Annotated in this window: 16 protein-coding genes; 5 read left to right on the top strand and 11 right to left on the bottom strand. The window is 70.3% G+C overall.

From position 1 onward, the window contains the following. Window positions 1-23: 23 nt before the first annotated feature. Window positions 24-1,409, top strand: coding sequence for an FAD-binding oxidoreductase (locus BLW84_RS28325; protein ID WP_093271245.1), 1,386 nt, complete (start codon window positions 24-26; stop codon window positions 1,407-1,409). Between the two features lie 137 nt (window positions 1,410-1,546). Here the strand turns inward: BLW84_RS28325 and BLW84_RS47760 are convergent, their stop codons facing one another. Both BLW84_RS47760 and BLW84_RS28320 read right to left on the bottom strand, forming a co-directional pair. Further along, window positions 1,547-1,717, bottom strand: coding sequence for a hypothetical protein (locus tag BLW84_RS47760; RefSeq protein WP_177226731.1), 171 nt, complete (start codon window positions 1,715-1,717; stop codon window positions 1,547-1,549). A 69-nt stretch (window positions 1,718-1,786) separates the two neighbouring features. Further along, the gene (locus tag BLW84_RS28320) at window positions 1,787-2,731 is read right to left on the bottom strand and encodes an ADP-ribosylglycohydrolase family protein (protein WP_218157495.1); all 945 of its coding nucleotides are present in this window, start codon (window positions 2,729-2,731) and stop codon (window positions 1,787-1,789) included. Window positions 2,732-2,871: 140 nt separating this feature from the next. Here BLW84_RS28320 and BLW84_RS47755 point away from each other — a divergent pair, with 140 nt between their 5' ends. Then, the gene (locus tag BLW84_RS47755; protein WP_177226730.1) at window positions 2,872-4,002 is read left to right on the top strand and encodes a hypothetical protein; all 1,131 of its coding nucleotides are present in this window, start codon (window positions 2,872-2,874) and stop codon (window positions 4,000-4,002) included. A 28-nt stretch (window positions 4,003-4,030) separates the two neighbouring features. Here the strand turns inward: BLW84_RS47755 and BLW84_RS28310 are convergent, their stop codons facing one another. The 4 genes from BLW84_RS28310 to BLW84_RS28295 form a co-directional block, all read right to left on the bottom strand. Beyond that, window positions 4,031-4,462: a thioesterase family protein gene (locus BLW84_RS28310; RefSeq protein ID WP_425441764.1), complete on the bottom strand. Its 432-nt coding sequence runs from the start codon at window positions 4,460-4,462 to the stop codon at window positions 4,031-4,033. Between the two features lie 5 nt (window positions 4,463-4,467). Further along, on the bottom strand, window positions 4,468-5,430 hold the full coding sequence (locus tag BLW84_RS28305; RefSeq protein ID WP_093271242.1) for a 3-hydroxyacyl-CoA dehydrogenase NAD-binding domain-containing protein: 963 nt from the start codon (window positions 5,428-5,430) through the stop codon (window positions 4,468-4,470). Between the two features lie 142 nt (window positions 5,431-5,572). Then, window positions 5,573-6,457 (bottom strand): beta-keto acid cleavage family enzyme, encoded by an 885-nt coding sequence (locus BLW84_RS28300; RefSeq protein WP_093271240.1) that lies wholly within the window; start codon window positions 6,455-6,457, stop codon window positions 5,573-5,575. 75 nt (window positions 6,458-6,532) lie between these two features. Further along, window positions 6,533-7,393, bottom strand: a complete 861-nt coding sequence (locus BLW84_RS28295; RefSeq protein WP_093271238.1) for a TetR/AcrR family transcriptional regulator — start codon at window positions 7,391-7,393, stop codon at window positions 6,533-6,535. A gap of 223 nt (window positions 7,394-7,616) precedes the next feature. Between BLW84_RS28295 and BLW84_RS28290 the strand changes: the two genes are divergently transcribed. Next, window positions 7,617-9,062, top strand: a complete 1,446-nt coding sequence (locus BLW84_RS28290) for an MFS transporter (RefSeq protein WP_143061126.1) — start codon at window positions 7,617-7,619, stop codon at window positions 9,060-9,062. A gap of 45 nt (window positions 9,063-9,107) precedes the next feature. Beyond that, on the top strand, window positions 9,108-10,031 hold the full coding sequence (locus tag BLW84_RS28285) for an SDR family oxidoreductase (protein ID WP_093271237.1): 924 nt from the start codon (window positions 9,108-9,110) through the stop codon (window positions 10,029-10,031). Window positions 10,032-10,129: 98 nt separating this feature from the next. Here BLW84_RS28285 and BLW84_RS28280 read toward each other — a convergent pair whose 3' ends face one another. Beyond that, complete coding sequence (locus BLW84_RS28280) at window positions 10,130-10,318, bottom strand: DUF397 domain-containing protein (protein WP_093271235.1); 189 nt, start codon at window positions 10,316-10,318, stop codon at window positions 10,130-10,132. A gap of 2 nt (window positions 10,319-10,320) precedes the next feature. Further along, window positions 10,321-11,190, bottom strand: coding sequence for a helix-turn-helix domain-containing protein (locus tag BLW84_RS28275; RefSeq protein ID WP_093271234.1), 870 nt, complete (start codon window positions 11,188-11,190; stop codon window positions 10,321-10,323). Between the two features lie 145 nt (window positions 11,191-11,335). On the opposite strand from BLW84_RS28275, the gene BLW84_RS28270 reads away from it, so the two are divergent. Further along, window positions 11,336-11,548 carry a hypothetical protein gene (locus tag BLW84_RS28270; RefSeq protein ID WP_093271232.1) on the top strand — a complete coding sequence of 71 codons (213 nt, stop codon included), beginning with the start codon at window positions 11,336-11,338 and terminating at the stop codon, window positions 11,546-11,548. 60 nt (window positions 11,549-11,608) lie between these two features. Here the strand turns inward: BLW84_RS28270 and BLW84_RS28265 are convergent, their stop codons facing one another. From BLW84_RS28265 to BLW84_RS28255, 3 genes are all read right to left on the bottom strand, one after another. Beyond that, the gene (locus BLW84_RS28265) at window positions 11,609-13,039 is read right to left on the bottom strand and encodes an amino acid permease (RefSeq protein WP_177226729.1); all 1,431 of its coding nucleotides are present in this window, start codon (window positions 13,037-13,039) and stop codon (window positions 11,609-11,611) included. A gap of 226 nt (window positions 13,040-13,265) precedes the next feature. After that, window positions 13,266-15,377: a catalase gene (locus BLW84_RS28260; protein ID WP_093271229.1), complete on the bottom strand. Its 2,112-nt coding sequence runs from the start codon at window positions 15,375-15,377 to the stop codon at window positions 13,266-13,268. A 71-nt stretch (window positions 15,378-15,448) separates the two neighbouring features. Beyond that, window positions 15,449-15,943, bottom strand: coding sequence for a VTT domain-containing protein (locus BLW84_RS28255; protein ID WP_093271228.1), 495 nt, complete (start codon window positions 15,941-15,943; stop codon window positions 15,449-15,451). Between the last annotated feature and the right edge of the window lie 276 nt (window positions 15,944-16,219).

The following is a 16,219-nucleotide window of genomic DNA, read 5'->3' as shown; positions in this document are numbered from 1 at the left end:
GAGGTCGGAGACGAGAGCAACCGATGACCGCCACTGACGTGCACCCGCTGCGGGAACTGCTGCCCGACGGCAGCGTTTTCGACGACGCCGACGTGCTGGAGGCCCACCGCAGGGACCGGGCCACCTTCTGCCCGGCCGGGACGCCGTCGGTGCTGGTCCGCGCCCGGTCCACTGAGGACGTTGCGACGACCTTGCGATGGGCGCACGAGAACCGGGTCCCGGTGGTGCCGCAGGGCGCCCGCTCCGGGCTCTCCGGCGCGGCCAACGCCATCGACGGCTGCATCCTGCTGTCGCTGGAGAAGATGGACGCCATCCTCGAGATCGACACCGAGGAGCAGATCGCGGTCGTGCAGCCCGGCGTGGTCAACGGCGTGTTCGCGGCGAAGGCGGGCGAGCACGGGCTGTTCTACCCGCCCGACCCCGGCTCCCGCAGCATCTCGACCATCGGCGGCAACGTGGCCACCAACGCCGGCGGCATGTGCTGCGTGAAGTACGGCGTGACCGGCGACTTCGTGCGCGGCCTCGAAGTGGTGCTCGCCGACGGCAGGGTGATGCGCACCGGCCGCCGCACGGCCAAGGGAGTCGCCGGCTACGACCTGACGCGGCTGATCGTCGGCTCCGAGGGAACCCTCGGCGTGGTCACCGAGATCACCGTCGCGCTGCGGCCCGCCACCGCGCAACCGCTGACCGCGGTCGCGTTCTTCCCGACCATCGCCGACGCGGCCCGCACCGTGGCCGGGTACCTGGGGGAGGGCTACCGGCCGTCGGTGCTGGAGTTCATGGACGCCCCGACGGTGCACGCGGTGCAGCGCATCGCCGACCTCGGCTTCCCCGACGGCGTGGCGGGCATGCTGCTGGTGCAGTCCGATCGCGGCGACGCCGCGCCGGGCGACCTGGCGGCCTTCGAGCGGGTGGCCCGGTCGTTCGCCGCCACCGAGGTGGTCGTCGCCGACGACCCGGCCGAGGGCGAGCTGCTGATGCAGGCCCGGCGGCTGGTCGGGGACGCGCACGAGAAGCTCGGCCTGGCGACGCTGGTCGACGACGTGTGCGTGCCCCGGCGGCGCCTGGTGGACCTCGTCGAGGGGCTGACCCCGATCGCCGAGACGTACCGGGTGCAGGTGCTGTGCGCCGGGCACGCCGGGGACGGCAACATGCACCCGGTGGTGGCCTTCGACTCCAGCGACCCGGAGGAGTCGGCCCGCGCCCAGCAGGCGTTCGACGCGATCATGGCCCTGGGCCTGAGGCTCGGCGGCACCATCACCGGCGAGCACGGCGTCGGCCACCTGAAGCGGCGCTGGCTGGGCGAGGAACTCGACGAGGCGGGCCTGTGGAGCCAGCGGGCGATCAAGAACGCCCTGGATCCCCGCAACATCCTCAACCCCGGCCGGGTCCTCCCCGACGCGGGCTGAACGTCGGTTTCGCGCGAAACCGCCACTTGGCACGCGTGGTAACGCCGGTTTCGCGCGAAACCGCCGCATTTCCGGGCCCGACGTGACGCACGCGCCTCCGTCTGGCAGGCGCCGCTCGCGTCTCGCTGGGACGGCGGTCAGTCGTGGTCGTAGGCGTCGTCGACCGGGACCGGGCGGTGCTGGTCGGCGAGGTCGGCCGGGTTGGCGTCGAGCGGAACCTCCAACGGCTCCGGCTCCTCCTCTTCGGGGATTTCCTCGGCTTGCTGGGCCTGCTCGGCGGCGTCGGCTTCCGGGGTTTCCGCGTTCATCGAGTCCTCCCGTCGGTAGCTGGTCGGATCAACCGCCACGGTAACGAGCCCGGCCGCGCGGCGCGCGGCTCACGCCGACAGCCGGGCCAGCCGGTCGCCGAGGTCGTGCAGCCGGGTGAGCCCCTCGATCCGCCGCAGCCACGACTGCGGCCAACCGGCGGCGCCGCGCAGCGCCCCGGCGAGCGCAGCCGCCATGCTGGCGATGGTGTCGGTGTCGCCACCCGCCCGGATGCACTGCCGCACGACGTCGACCGGGGCCTCGGCGTGGGCTAGGAACGCCCACAGCGCCAGCGGCACCGAGTGCGTCGCGCGCACGTCGTTGCCGAGCTCCTCGGCGGCGCGGTGCGGGTCGCGGTTCCCGAGCTGCGCGGCGACGGTGTGCAGCCGCCGCACCCACTCCGGTTCGTGGATCACGTGAGCCAGCTTCTCCAGGAACGACTCCGGGTCGAGCGGCCCGTCGTGGTGCAGGGCCAGGTACGCGCTGCATGCCTGCACCGCCGCTCCCTCCTGGCCGTCCGGGTGGGCGTGGGTCACCGACGCCGCGCGCCGGCCCAGTTCCGCGGCGTGGTGGGCGCTTCGCGCGGCCAGCGCCACCGGCGCGCTGCGCATCGCCGCGCCGTTGCCGAAGGAACCCTGCCCGCGGAACACCGACACCGCCGCGTCCCGCCACGGCATGCCGGAGTCGAGCCGCTCGAACGTCGCCGCCGCCGAGTCGGCGAACCCGCGCCACGGCTCGCGGGTCCAGGCGCAGGCCAGGGCGGTGGCCAGCTCGCCCTCGTCGAGCAGGTGCCCGCCGCGGCGGGCGCGTTCCAGCAGGTGTTCGGCCACCGCGATGGTCAGCGCGGTGTCGTCGGTGTAGCGCAGCTGGTGGTGGGCGCGTTCGAACTCCAGCAGCGCCAGCTCGGTGACCGACGGTTGGCCTTCGAACGCCGCACCCATCGCGTCGCCGAGCCCGACTCCCGTGAACAGCCCGCGGGCGCGGTCGTGCACCGGCGGGGGACCGGTCGAGTTCACCCGAGCCTCCCGAGGACACAGGCGGTTGGTGTCAACGGTACGCCCGGCGCGGGCCGGCGAACGTGGTCAACTTCGCCCGCCGACCGGCCGCCGCCGGATAGTCTCTGCCGCGAAAGCGCTTTTCGACTTGGGAGTTCGTGGTGGCGGTCGTCCTCGGCGCCTTGATCGTCTTGTCCGCAGTGGTCGCCCTGGTGGGCTGGCGGTGGCCGCGGCGGCAACGCGGCTCGCGCCCGACCCCGTTGCGGCACCCCGGTTTCTGGCTGCTGGTGGTCTCCGGCGCGATCTACCTGAACCAGGTGTTGTGCACGATCTACCTGATGCGCGTGTGGCACGGCGACCCGTCGTTCATCGCGCGCTACCTGCCGACCGGCTGGTTCGCGCTGGCCGATGACAACCCGCTGATCTCCTGGCTGGCCGAGGTGTGGCCGCGGCCGGAACTGCTGTCGTGGAGCCTGCTGCGGGTGCCTGCGCTGCTGGAGCTGCCGTTCGTGCTGCTGGCGTACCTGACGCTCTGCCGGTGGTTCGGGGCCGAGGTGTTCCGGCGGGTCCTGGTGTGGCCGGTGGCGGTGTCCTACACCGCGACGTTCTGCTTGATCGAGTGGTCGCTGGCCAATCCCTACACGGCCGAGGACATCGCGCTCCGCGTCGTGTCCGGGCTGGTGACGCCGTGGTTGCTGGCGCGGTTGACCGCGGGCCGCCGGGAGCGGGTCGGCTCGGTGGCGGAGCTGGTGGCGTTCGTGGTTTCGGCTGCGGCGCTGGGCGTCCTGGTGCTGACCGTTTACGACACCGCGCTGCTCTACAACCTCGGGCACCTCGCGGCGGCGGCGCCGGTGATGGCGGCGGCGGCCGTGGTGCTCGTCGTGGCGCGGCTGGTCGCGCGCCGGTTGCCGACCTCGCAGGCCGGGCCGGGCATCACGGCGGTCAGCGCGTCGCTCGGCTGGTTCCTGGTGTTCTTCTTCGCGCCCGCGCTGCCGATCCGCTACGGGATCTCCTTCGGCACCCCGATGCTGTCGGCGACGGTCGGCTTGATCATCATCGCGGCCGCGGTGGTCTGCGGCGTGCACGAAGCGGCCCGCGGCTCGGCGATGTCGTGGCGGGTCCGGGCCGTCGAGCTGGTCGTCGCGGCGGCGGTGGGTGCGGCGGCGGCAGGTGCCGGATTCCTCGCCACGGGCGGATATCCCGAGGCCCGGCTGCTCGCCGCCGCCAGCGCATTCTTCGTCGTGGCCATCGCGGTCTGCGCGGCGCTGGACCGGGTCGTCGCCGCCAGGTGAGCGGGACTCCGAGGAGCCCCGCTCACGTTCAATCGATGGACCGCCCTGCGTACTCCGGCGGCTGCTCGGCCAGCGCGGCGAACCGCTCGGCGATCGCCGCCGGGAACGGCGTGGTGCCGCCCTGCGCGCCGTCGACGTGCAGCGCCATGATCTCCTCGGTCGCCACCACGGTGCCGTCGACCGCCATCTCGTGGCAGATGCGCACCTTCTTCGCGCCGGTGCCCACGATGCGGCTGGTCACCACGAGCTCCGCATCCGCCTTGACCTCGCGCAGGTAGCGCACGTGCGCCTCGACCGTGTACAGCGAGCACCCGGTGCCGGTGCGGTACGCGGCGTCGAGCCCGACCTGGTCCATCACCGCGTCGGTGGCGAAGCCGAACACCAGCACGTAGTACGCCTCGCTGAGGTGACCGTTGTAGTCGATCCACTCTGGACGGACGCGCTCCCGGTGCTCCCGCAGGCCGGTCACGACTTGCCGTTCCGCACGCCGTCGATCGCGCGCATCACCGCGATCACCGCCCGGTCGCGGTCTGCGACGAGCTCGGCGATGCTGCGGCCGTCGGCGGCTTCTTCGCAGCCCTGGACCATGGCGTCGCGAAGCTCGTCGGTCAGCTCCGGCGCCTCCAGCCGGGTCCACGGCGACTTCAGCGACGGGCCGAAGTGGTCGAGCATGTGCGCCATGCCGCCCTCACCGCCGGCCAGGTGGAAGGTCAGGCACGGCCCGAGCAGCGGCCAGCGCAGGCCGGGCCCCTCGGTGATCGACGCATCGATCTGCGCGGGCGTGGCCTCGCCGTTGGCGACCATGTGCAGCGCCTCGCGCCAGATCGCCTCCTGCAGCCGGTTGGCGATGAAGCCCGGCACCTCGCGGTCCATGGTGATCACGGACTTGCCCGCGACCTCGAAGAACTCCGCGGCCCACCGCACCGCCCACGGCTCGGTCCGCTCGCCGCCGACGACCTCGACCAGCGGGATGAGGTACGGCGGGTTGAACGGGTGCCCGACCACGAGCCGCTGCGGCGTCGGGCAGTCCACCTGCATCTCGGTCATGCCGTAGCCGGAGGTCGACGACGAGACCACGACACCAGCCGGGGTCGCAGCGTCGATGCGGGCCAGCAGATCCCGTTTGAGGGCAAGGTCTTCCGGCGCGCTCTCCTGCACGAACTCGGCCTCGGCGACGGCGTCTTCCAGCGTCGGGGCGATGACGAGGTTGTCGCGGGAGGCGCCGTCGGCGAGTCCGAGCTCGATGAGCGCGGGCCACGCGGCGTCGACCAGCCGGCGCAGCTTGGTCTCGAAGTCGGGCGCGGGGTCCCACGCGGTCACCTGGAAGCCGCGCGCCAGGAAGTGCGCGACCCAACCGCCGCCGATGACACCGGCACCGATGCACGCGACCCGCCGCACCGCCGCGGGGGAGGGGGTGTTCTGGTTCAACTTGGGAGTTCCTTTTCGAGGTCGTCTTCGATGCGCGGCCGCACGTGTGGCGGGTGATTTCGATGCTCCGAAATCGCCCGCCCGCACGGGGGACCGATGGCGATTTCGCGCGAAATCGCCAGGGACTACGGAACGTCCGGCGTCAACGCTTCTGGAGCCCGAGCTGCTCGCGGGCCTGATCGGGGGTGGCGACCTTCATGCCCATGCCCTCGACGATCGTCACCGCGCGCTCGACCAGCTGTCCGTTGGTGGCCTTGACGCCTCGGCTCAGGTAGAGGTTGTCCTCCAGGCCGACGCGGACGTTGCCGCCCAGCGCGGCGGTCAGGCCGACCCAGCGCAGCTGGTCGCGGCCGATGGCGAAGCTCGCCCAGTTCGCGCCGGCGGGCAGCATGTTCACCATCGCCTGCAGCAGGCCCGGGTTCGGCGGGGCGCCCCACGGGATGCCCGCGCACAGCTGGAACAGCGGCGGGGCGTCGATCAGCCCCTCCTCGATCAGCTTGGTGGCGAACCACAGGTTGCCGGTGTCGAAGATCTCCAGCTCCGGCTTGACGCCCAGCTCCTGGATCCGCTTGGCGCCGGCGCGCAGCATGTCCGGGGTGGAGATGTAGAGCTGGCTGCCATCGCCGAAGTTCAGCGAACCGCAGTCCAGCGTGCAGATGTCCGGCAGCAGCTCCTCGACGTGCGGCAGCCGGTCCAGGCCGTTGACCAGGTCGGTGCCGTCCACCGGCTTGAGCGGGTCGTCGGGGTCGATGAAGAGGTCGCCGCCCATCCCGGCGGTCAGGTTGATGACCACGTCGATGCCGGTTTCCTTGATCCGCTCCACCACCTCGCGGTAGAGCGAGACGTCGCGGGAGCCCTGCCCGGTCTCGACGTTGCGGACGTGGATGTGCACCACGGCCGCGCCGGCTTCGGCGGCCTCGACCGCGGATTTGGCGATCTGTTCCGGGGTGACCGGGACGAATTCGCTCTTGCCGGTGGTGTCACCGGCGCCGGTGAGCGCGGCGGTGATGATCACTTCGTTGCCCATCGGGCTCTCCCTTCCGTGGGTGCGGCTGATCGCCCGGGCGCGCCGTTGTCCGCGCCCGGGTGGGTTCTTCGGGTGTCAGTGCCGGACGATCTCGCGCTCGACGAATTCGCGCAGCACGCGGCGCATCCGCTCCACCGACCGGCCGGGCCGCCCGGCGAGGACCTGGATGCCCAGGCCGTCGATGAGCGCGGTGAGCGTCACGGTGAGCTCTTCGGCGTCGGTGTCGGTGAACACGCCTTGCTGCTGGCCCTGCCGGATGGTGCGGGCGATCGTGTCGTGCCAGCGGGTGTAGGAATCGTTGTGCAGCACCTGGAGATCCGGGTTCAGGGCGCTCTCGGTCCACACCTGGAGCCAGATCGACCACTCCGCGCGCAGCAGGCCCGGGGTGGGCAGCTGGAGCTCGACCAGCTGCAGCAGGCGCTCGTGCGCGTCCTCGATGCTGTGCAGCTCGGCGACCTGCCGGTCGAAGGCCAGCCGCACCGAGTACCGCAGGGTCTCGGTGAGCAGGTCGTTGCGGCCCGGGAAGTAGTAGTGGATCGTCGCGGCGCTGGTGCCGCAGGCCTTGGCGACGTCGGCGATCCGCACCGAGTGGTAGCCGCGCTCGGCGACCAGCGTCCAGGCGGCGTCGAGGATCTGCTGGTACCGGCCCGCCTCGCGGAGGTCGCCGGGTTCGCGCTCGGGCCGCGCGGTGCGCTGCGGCGCGGCGGCCACCGCCTCGACGTCGGCGCCGCCGTAGATCAGCCAGTTCACCGTGACGCCGGTGAGCTCGGCGATGCGGGTGAGCTCGATCGGCGTGAACCGGCGGGTGCCGGTCAGCGACTTGGACAGCTTGGTCGGGTCGAGCCCGATCTGCTCGGCGAAGGCACGCTGGCTCCCCGGGTACTGGCGCAACGCGTCGCGCACTCGCTGGCGCAACGCCACCGTCGTGTCCTGCACGGGACGGAACGCTAACAGTCCATTGCGAGAATCGCAATTAGTCGGTGGTGTTGCGATCCCGCCGGGTTGCCGTCGATCGGGTCAACGTGCCTAGCCAATCGCTTGAATCGAGATCCCGGCGACAGCCGGCGGGGAGTCGGACTGTGATTGATACGTCAGTCGGTCGCAATGTCGGCCCGGGCCGGATGGTGCGAGGGTAGTACGAACGTGCTGAGCTGGACCCGTGAACCACATCGAGCCGGCGGCGAAGACGACGGAGCGGCGGGAGAACGCGCGGCGCTGGCGGGTGCTGGCCATCTGCCTGGTCGCCGGGTTCATGACCCTGCTCGACGTCAGCATCGTCAACGTCGCGCTGCCGTCGATCCAGCAGGGCCTGGACGCGCCGGCGGCGGCGCTGTCGTGGGTGGTCTCCGGCTACGCCCTGACCTTCGGGCTGGTCCTGGTGCCCGCCGGGAGGCTCGGCGACGACCGGGGCCGCAGCCGGATGTTCTTGGTGGCGCTGGGGGCGTTCACGGTGGCCAGCGCGCTGGCCGGGTTCGCCATGACGCCGCTGTGGCTCGTCATCGCCCGGTTGCTGCAGGGCGTCGCGGGCGGACTGCTCAACCCGCAGGTGCTCGGCCTGATGCAGCAGCTGTTCCACGGCCGCGAGCGCGGCAAGGCGTTCGGCCTGTTCGGCGCGGTGGTGGGCATTTCGACGGCGATCGGCCCGCTGCTGGGCGGCCTGATCATCCAGCTCGCGGGGCAGGAGCACGGCTGGCGCTGGGTGTTCTTCGTGAACCTGCCGATCGGTGTCGCGGCGGTGCTGTACGGGCTGAAGGTGCTGCCGCGGGACAGCGTGCGCGAGCAGTCCCGCAGCCTCGACCTCGTCGGGGTGCTGCTGCTCGGCGGTGGCCTGCTGTGCCTGCTGCTGCCGCTGGTCGAGCAGCAGGGCGGCGGGGCGCCGTGGATCCTGCTGATCGTCGCCGCGGTGCTGCTGGTGCTCTTCGTGGCGTGGGAGCACTGGTACCGGGTGCGTGGTCACTCGCCGCTGGTAAACTTGCGGCTGCTGAAGATCCGCAGCTACTCGTTCGGCGCGACGCTGGGCCTGCTGTACTTCGCGGGATTCACCAGCATCTTCTTCGTGCTGGCGGTGTACTTCCAGCGCGGGCTGGGCTATTCGGCGCTGCAAGCGGGGCTGGCGCTGACGCCGTTCGCGGTGGGTTCGGCGGTGGCGTCGGCGCTCGGCGGCCGGATCGTGTACCGGATGGGCCGCCGCCTGGTGATCATCGGCCTGGCGGCGGCACTGCTCGGCCTGCTGGCGACGGATCTGCTGCTGGCCACGCACCCCGGAGAGGTGGCGGGGCTGGTGACGGCGCTGCCGCTGCTAGTCGCCGGAACCGGAAGCGGCCTGGTGATCTCGCCGAACCAGACGGTGACGCTCAGCGAGATCGACGCGGCGCACGGCGGAACGGCGGCGGGCGTCCAGCAGACGGGCCAGCGAATCGGTTCGGCGGTGGGCACGGCGGCGGCCTCGGGCCTGTTCTTCGGCACGCTGATGACGAGCGGCTTCGACGCGGCGATCTCGGACGGCCTGATCGTCTCGGTCGGCTTCGTGACGGCCGCCCTGGTCGTGGCCCTGGCCGAGGTCTTCCTAGCGAGGCGTCCCGCTGATCCGTCGGCCGGGGGCTGACGCCGAGAGCGGCCGATGTCTGGGCGAGCGTGCCAGAATCGCGGGATGCGGTGGGCGCCGGATCGAGAAGCGCTGCGCGGGCGCGTCGCTCTCGTCGCGGGGGCGACCCGGGGTGCCGGGCGGGGTATTGCGGCTGCGCTGGGGGAGGCCGGTGCGACCGTCATCTGCACGGGACGCAGCAGCTCGAGCGGCCGTGGCGGTTCGGACTACGACCGCGCCGAGACGATCGAGGAGACCGCCGAGGTCGTAACCAGCCTCGGCGGTACCGGGATCGCGATGCAGGTCGATCATCTCGACGCGGAGCAGGTGCGCCGCTTGGCAGGACGGGTCCGGGCCGAGCACGGCCACCTCGACGTGCTGGTCAACGACATCTGGGGCGCCGAGCGGCTCAAAGGTGGGCCCGCCGACTGGAACACCCCGATCTGGGAGCACGATCTGGCGGCCGGTCTGCGCATCCTCCGGCTCGGCGTCGAGACGCACCTGACCACCTCGCACCACCTGTTGCCGCTGCTGATCACCAAGCCCGGCGGCCTGCTCGTCGAAGTCACCGACGGCACCGCCGCCTACAACGCTTCGAGGTACCGCATTTCGGTGTTCTACGACCTGGCCAAGGTCGCGGTGAACCGCCTGGCGTTCTCCCAGGGCCACGAACTCGCGCCGCACGGCGCAACGGCCGTCGCGATCACACCGGGCTGGCTGCGCTCGGAGATGATGCTCGACAACTACGGGGTCACCGAAGCGAACTGGCGCGCCGCATTGGAACCCGACCGGGCCGACGGACGCCCGACTGCTCCGGGTGGATTCGCAGCGTCGGAATCACCGCGCTACGTCGGCCGGGCGGTCGCGGCACTGGCCGCAGACCCGAACCGAGCGAGGTGGAACCAAAGCTCGGTCAGCTCCGCCGAACTCGCCGGGGAGTACGGCTTCACCGACACCGACGGAACCCAACCGGACAGCTGGGCCCAGTAGTACAGGGCATGATCGCCATTTCGGCTGTTGGAGACCCGTGTGTACTTTGTGCTGCTATGACGACCAAAAGTACACACGGCCCGTGACCAGCTGAAACGCTACGCCTTTAAGGACGCGAGGAAATTGCGCCAAGCGGCGGAGCCGAAGCTCAGCACGCCGTCCTCGGGAGCCTTCGAGTCCCGAACCCGCACGGAGCGGCTGAGCAGCCGGACCTCGACGCAGTTGTCGCTGCTGCCAGTGCTTCGAGAGCTCTTGAACCAGCCGGTGTCGACAGGAGTTCGCGACATGATCAGCCACCTTTCGAGATCTGCTCTACCAATCGTCGTGACCTGTCGCGATCGAGCGCAAGGCTTTGAATCCCACGGAAAGCGCGGAGCATGATCGTCGTGTCGGCCTCGTTGCTGTGGTAGGTCGAGGGGCTGAACACCGTGCTGGAGAAGCCGACGGGGGATCCCTTGTCGCCGAATCCGAAGACAGTGAAACCGCCGCCTCGGGCGGGATTCCGGCTCGCGTCCTGCTCCAAGACCTGCACAACGAGGTCGTCCCGGGTGTCGATGGCAGCTGCCAGGTGTTGAAGCTGTTCGCGCATCACTTCCGGGCTGCCGACAACTGCTCGTAGTGAATCCTCGGTGAGCACGAATCGAAAGGATCGCGACTCGGCTGGGCTCAAACTCCGCTCCTGCCGTTCGAGTCGGAACGCGATGCGTTGCTCCAACTCGGCGTCGGTGGTGGCGTCCCACCACACCCCGTCGCATTCTTCGATGACTGCACGCACGTAGCCCGGCGACTGCAACAAACCTGGGAGGACGCCGGATTCGTAGCTGCTGATCTCCGTGGCGCTGGCTTCGAGGTCGGCGAAGCGTTGGAAGGCTCCGGGGAGCAGGTCCGTGTAGGTGCGGCCTCGTTGGCGCTTCCGTGCCTGCGCACCGAGGGCGAGCACCGTTTCGCGCTCGTCTCCGGATATGCCGTAGAAGTCCAGGAGACCGACAAGATCTTCTCGGCTCAGCGTGCCCTTGCCGTCTTCCAGCTCGACGATGCGGGAGCGGACTCGACCGATCGCTTCGGCCGCCGCTTGCTGGGTCTTGCCGGATTCTTCGCGGATTCGGCGCAGTGCCAGGCCGAGTTGCCGTCGCTCCAGGGTTTGGCGGGCTCGCGCCATCGACGACCTCCACGATCTCGAAATACCCGATCAGGGACATAACCTAAACGCGACTGTCGCCCTAACCTTAAACGCGACGGTCGCGCTTGGCGACGGTCTGGTTGCAAGCAGTCACCCTAGTCGTCCACTGAGGAAGGTCGGGAGCATGGCCCTGTTGCACTACTCCGGTATGTCCATCGACTCGTTCGTGGAGATGGAGGACGAGGTGCCGATGCGGTACGAGATCGATCGGCACAACGATCTCGTGGTTCTCTACTGTGGACGGAACAGCGAGTACGTCCTCAGCATCGGCCGGGAGAGCCTCGCCGCGCTGATCTCGCTCGGCACGAAGGCCATCGCCGAGCTCACCGCGGCCTGAAGCGCGCCGTTCGAAGTGGTGAAGGGCGTCTTGGCCTGTGGTGCCGGGCGAAGGCGCCCTTCACTTCGTACGGGTCGGGTTCGCGAGGCGGGCGTGGCGGTGGCCGTAGAGGAAGTAGATCGCCAGCCCCAGGACCAGCCAGGCCCCGAAGCGCAGCCAGGTGATCAGGTCCAGGTTGGACATCAGGTACAGGCACGCCAGCGCCGAGATGATCGGCAGCGCCGGCGACAGCGGCATCTTGAACGGGCGGGGCAGGTCCGGCTTGCGGCGGCGCAGCACCGGCACCGCGATCGAGACGATGACGAAGCCGGACAGCGCGCCGATGCTGACCATGTCGGCCAGCTCCGAGATCGGGATGAACCCCGCCATCAGCATGATCGCCACCGCGCCGCCGATGGTCATCCGGTGCGGCGTGCCCCACTTCGGGTGCACCTGCGAGAGCTTCGGCGGCAGCAGGCCGTCGCGGCTCATCGCGAAGCCGATGCGTCCGATCGTGACCAGCTCGACCATCATCACCGACGTCAGCCCGGTCACCGCGCCCAGCGCGATCAGCGCCGCCACCCACGGCTGGCCGACGGACTGGAACGCCGCCGCCAGCGGGGCAGCCTCGTCGATCTGCCGGTAGTCGATCATCGCGGTGAGCACGATCGCGACCGCCACGTACAGCACGGTGCACACGATCAGGCTGCCCAGCAGCCCGACGGGCAGGTCGCGCTTGGGGCGCTTGGTCTCCTCGCCGAGGTTGGCCAGCGCCTCGAAGCCGGTGTAGGCGAAGAACACGATCGCCGCCGCGGTGAACATGCCGCCGATGCCGTACATCGACTGCTCCATGCCCAGCGCCGCCTGCAGCAGCGGCTGTTCCAGCCCGCTCGCGGTTTCCGGCGCAGGCTGGGCCGGCGGGATGAACGGGGTGAGGTTGGCGCCGTTGAAGAAGAACAGCCCCGCGACGATCACCAGCACGCACACCGCGACCTTGACCACGACCAGCGCGTTGGTCACCCACGACGATTCGCGGATGCCGATCACCGCGATGACGGTGAGGATCGCGATGATCAGTATCGCGCCGACGTTCACCGTGGCGTCCTCGCCGAACCACTGCGGCGGCAGGCCGAGGAGGTTCGAGACGTAGCCCGACCAGCTGCGCGAGACCACCGCCGCGCCGAGCGCGAACTCCAGCAGCAGGTCCCAGCCGATGATCCAGGCGAACAGCTCGCCCAGCGTGGCGTAGCCGTAGGTGTAGGCGCTGCCGGCGGTCGGCACCGCCGACGCGAGCTCGGCGTACGCGAGCGCGGCGAGCGCCGCGACGATGCCGCCGACCACGAACGACAGCACCACCGAGGGTCCGGCGTGCTCCTTGGCCTCGATCCCGGCCAGGGTGAAGACGCCGGTGCCGATGATGATGCCGATGCCGAATCCGACCAGGTCGCGGCCGGTGAGCCGGCGGATGAGACCGCTGCGCTCGCCGCGGGTCAGGACGTCCTCGACTGGCATTGTTCGAAAGACGCTCACAGGCAGGCACGGTAGATGACTCCCGCGCCAACGCCCAGCGAACAATCGCTATGAGTACCGACGAGAGCACGAAAAGTTATCAACACCGATCTGAAACCGGCACGAACCGGGAGGAACCAGACGGCGATTTCGCGCGAAATCGCCGTTCCTCACGCGTGCCGGGCGCCGTTTTTCGCGCGAAAACGGCGCCCGACACGCCCGGTGCCGATCAGGCGGGCACCGAGGAGGTGTCCCGTTCCCACACACGGTGCTTGCCGAGAGCCGCGGCGAACTCGGCGATGAACCCCTCGGGCAGCGCGCCCCCGGTGTGCGCGGCGGTGACCACGCCGAGCTCGGTGACCACGCCGTCGGTGCCGGTGGGCTTGCGGGCCTCCGCGACCCCGGCCCGTTGCAGCAGTTCCATGCCCTCGTCGCTGGCCGCCACCGGCTTGTTGTGCTTGTACGCCTCGGCCACGAAGTGCACGGCGAACCCGTCGCCGGAAAGCTCCCGGACGCTTTCCGCGCCGCCCGGCACGATCACGCCGTCGTAGAGCACCGAGCCCATCGTGTTCATCGCGCGGTCGACCGAGACCTCGTCGCCGTCGGCGCTGCGGATGTCGCCGTCGCGCAGGCCGAGGACCTCCGCCATAGCCCCGCGCTCGGACAGCTCGCGCCGGATCTGCGCGACCTCGGTGGCGTCCACGCCGTCGGCGACCAGCACCGCGACGCGGCGGGTCGCGATCGTGTCGGCGCCCTGGTTCACCAGGCTCAGCGCGGGGGAGCTGCGGCCGTGGTTGGGCGTGCCGCCGCTCGGGGCCGCCACCCCGACGCCTTCGGCCACCGCCACGGCCAGCTCGTGGTCGATCTGCTCGATCTGCTGCACCACGGCCTCTCGGACGTGCTGGTGGTCGACCTTGCCGAGCTCGAAGCGGAACGCCGCGACGATGTGCTCCTTCTCCCAGGGCGCCATGCTGTTCCAGAACAGCGTGGCCTGGCCGTAGAAGTCCTTGAAGCTCTCGCTGCGCTTGCGGATCTTGTGCCCCTCGACCTTCTCCTGGTAGTGCGTGAAGGCGCCCTCGTCGGCCAGCGCCGGGCAGCCGCCGCCGAGGCTGTTCTTGAAGTAGCTGGTCCGTCCTCTGTGGATGCGCTGCTGGCCGTAGCCGTCCCGCTGGTTGTTGGCGACCTCGGCCACCGGGCGGTTCACCGGCAGCTGCGCGAAGTTCGGGCCGCCCAGCCGGATCAGCTGGGTGTCCAGGTACGAGAAGTTGCGGGCCTGCAGCAGCGGGTCGTTGGTGAAGTCGATGCCCGGCACCACGTTGGCGGTGTGGAAGGCGACCTGCTCGGTCTCGGCGAAGAAGTTGTCCGGGTTGCGGTCCAGCGCCATCTTGCCCACCGGCCGCACCGGCACGACCTCCTCCGGGATGATCTTGGTGGCGTCCAGCAGGTCGAAGTCGAAGTCGAACTCCCGGGACTCCTCGACCAGCTGCACGCCCAGCTCGTACTCCGGGAACTGCCCGGCCTCGATCGACTCCCACAGGTCGCGGCGGTTGTAGTCGGGGTCCTTGCCGGCGATCTTCTGGCACTCGTCCCACACCAGCGAATGGCTGCCCAGCAGCGGTTTCCAGTGGAACTTCACGAACGTCCCGCGGCCCTGCGCGTCGACCAGCCGGAAGGTGTGCACCCCGAAGCCCTGCATCATCCGGTAGCTGCGCGGTAGCGCGCGATCGGACATCAGCCACATGATCATGTGCAGGGTTTCCGGCTGCAGCCCGACGAAGTCCCAGAACGTGTCGTGCGCCGAGGCGGCCTGCGGCATCTCGTTGTCCGGCTCGGGTTTCACCGCGTGCACGAAGTCGGGGAACTTGATGCCGTCCTGGATGAAGAACACCGGCATGTTGTTGCCGACGAGGTCGTAGTTGCCCTCGTCGGTGTAGAACTTCGTGGCGAAACCGCGCACGTCCCGCACCGTGTCGGCGGAGCCGCGCGAGCCCGCGACGGTGGAGAACCGCACGAAGACCGGGGTGCGCCGGTCCGGATCGGTCAGAAACCGCGCGGTGGTGACGTCGGCGAGGCCGTTGTCGGCGTAGGGCTGGAAGTGCCCGTAGGCGCCGGCACCGCGTGCGTGCACCACGCGCTCCGGGATCCGCTCGTGGTCGAAGTGGGTGATCTTCTCGCGGGCCTGGAAGTCCTCCAGCAGCGTCGGGCCGCGTTCACCGGCGCTCAGCGCATCGTCGGTGTGGTCGACGCGCACGCCCTGCTGGGTGGTCAGTTCGGTGTCGACCAGGTCCTGGCGGACCTGGTCGAGCTGTCGTTGCTTGGCATCGTGCCCATCCGTGCCCATTGCGGCTGGCTCCCCTCGATGTCGGCTAACCGCCCAGGGGGTTCCCGGCCGCCCGGACCGGTATTCGCCGGCTACGAGCCCAGCGCGGTGGGCAGCCAGTGCAGCAGCTCCGGCGCGCCGGCGACGATCAGGAAGTGCGCCGACCGGCCGACGAGGCTCGCGAGCAGGAAACCCACCAGCGGGATCCCGGCCGCGCCGGAGAGGAAGCACATCAGGCTGTAGGGCGGGATGCCGGGAACAGCGCTGAGGCACAGCACGCCCAGGCCCCACCACGGGCGCTCCTCGGTCCGCTGGTGGAACTTCTCGAACCAGCCGGCCCACCGGCCCTTCCGCTTGGCCTCGACGCGCTTGCGCAACCGCTCGCCGAGCGCGAAGCCGCCCTTGCCCGCCAGGTAGAACAGCGTCTTCCCGGCAACCTGGCCGACGGCCGCGGCCAGCCCGAACGCCCACCAGGGGACGCCGTCCACGGTGGAGACCACGCCGAGCAGGTAGAGCTCGATGTTGACCAGCGGGAACACGCTGCCGAGCGCGGCGGTGCCCGCGGTGGCCAGCAGCCACCCGATCATCCGATCACCCGGCCGACGGCAGGCCCGTGCTGCGAAACCGGGTGGTGGATCAAGTCGAATGCTCCGTAGCTGCGGAAACAGGCCCGCCCGAGCCTACCGACCCGAACGGACCACAGCCCAACCGGGCGGTTCGGCTGAATGAGGGGCACCGCTGCCGACCTCGGGGCTCGCGGTTCGGCGCCGCTGCTCGGGTGTCGGCGCGGCGTTTTCGCGCGAAAACGGCGCTTCCCACGCCTGGCGGACACCGTTTTCGCGCGAAAACGGCGTGATCACCCG

The sequence above is a fragment of the Saccharopolyspora shandongensis genome, from assembly GCF_900106995.1.
Lineage (GTDB): Bacteria > Actinomycetota > Actinomycetes > Mycobacteriales > Pseudonocardiaceae > Saccharopolyspora > Saccharopolyspora shandongensis.
Note: the sequence above shows the minus strand (reverse complement) of the source record. Positions and strands in the feature narration are given on the sequence as shown.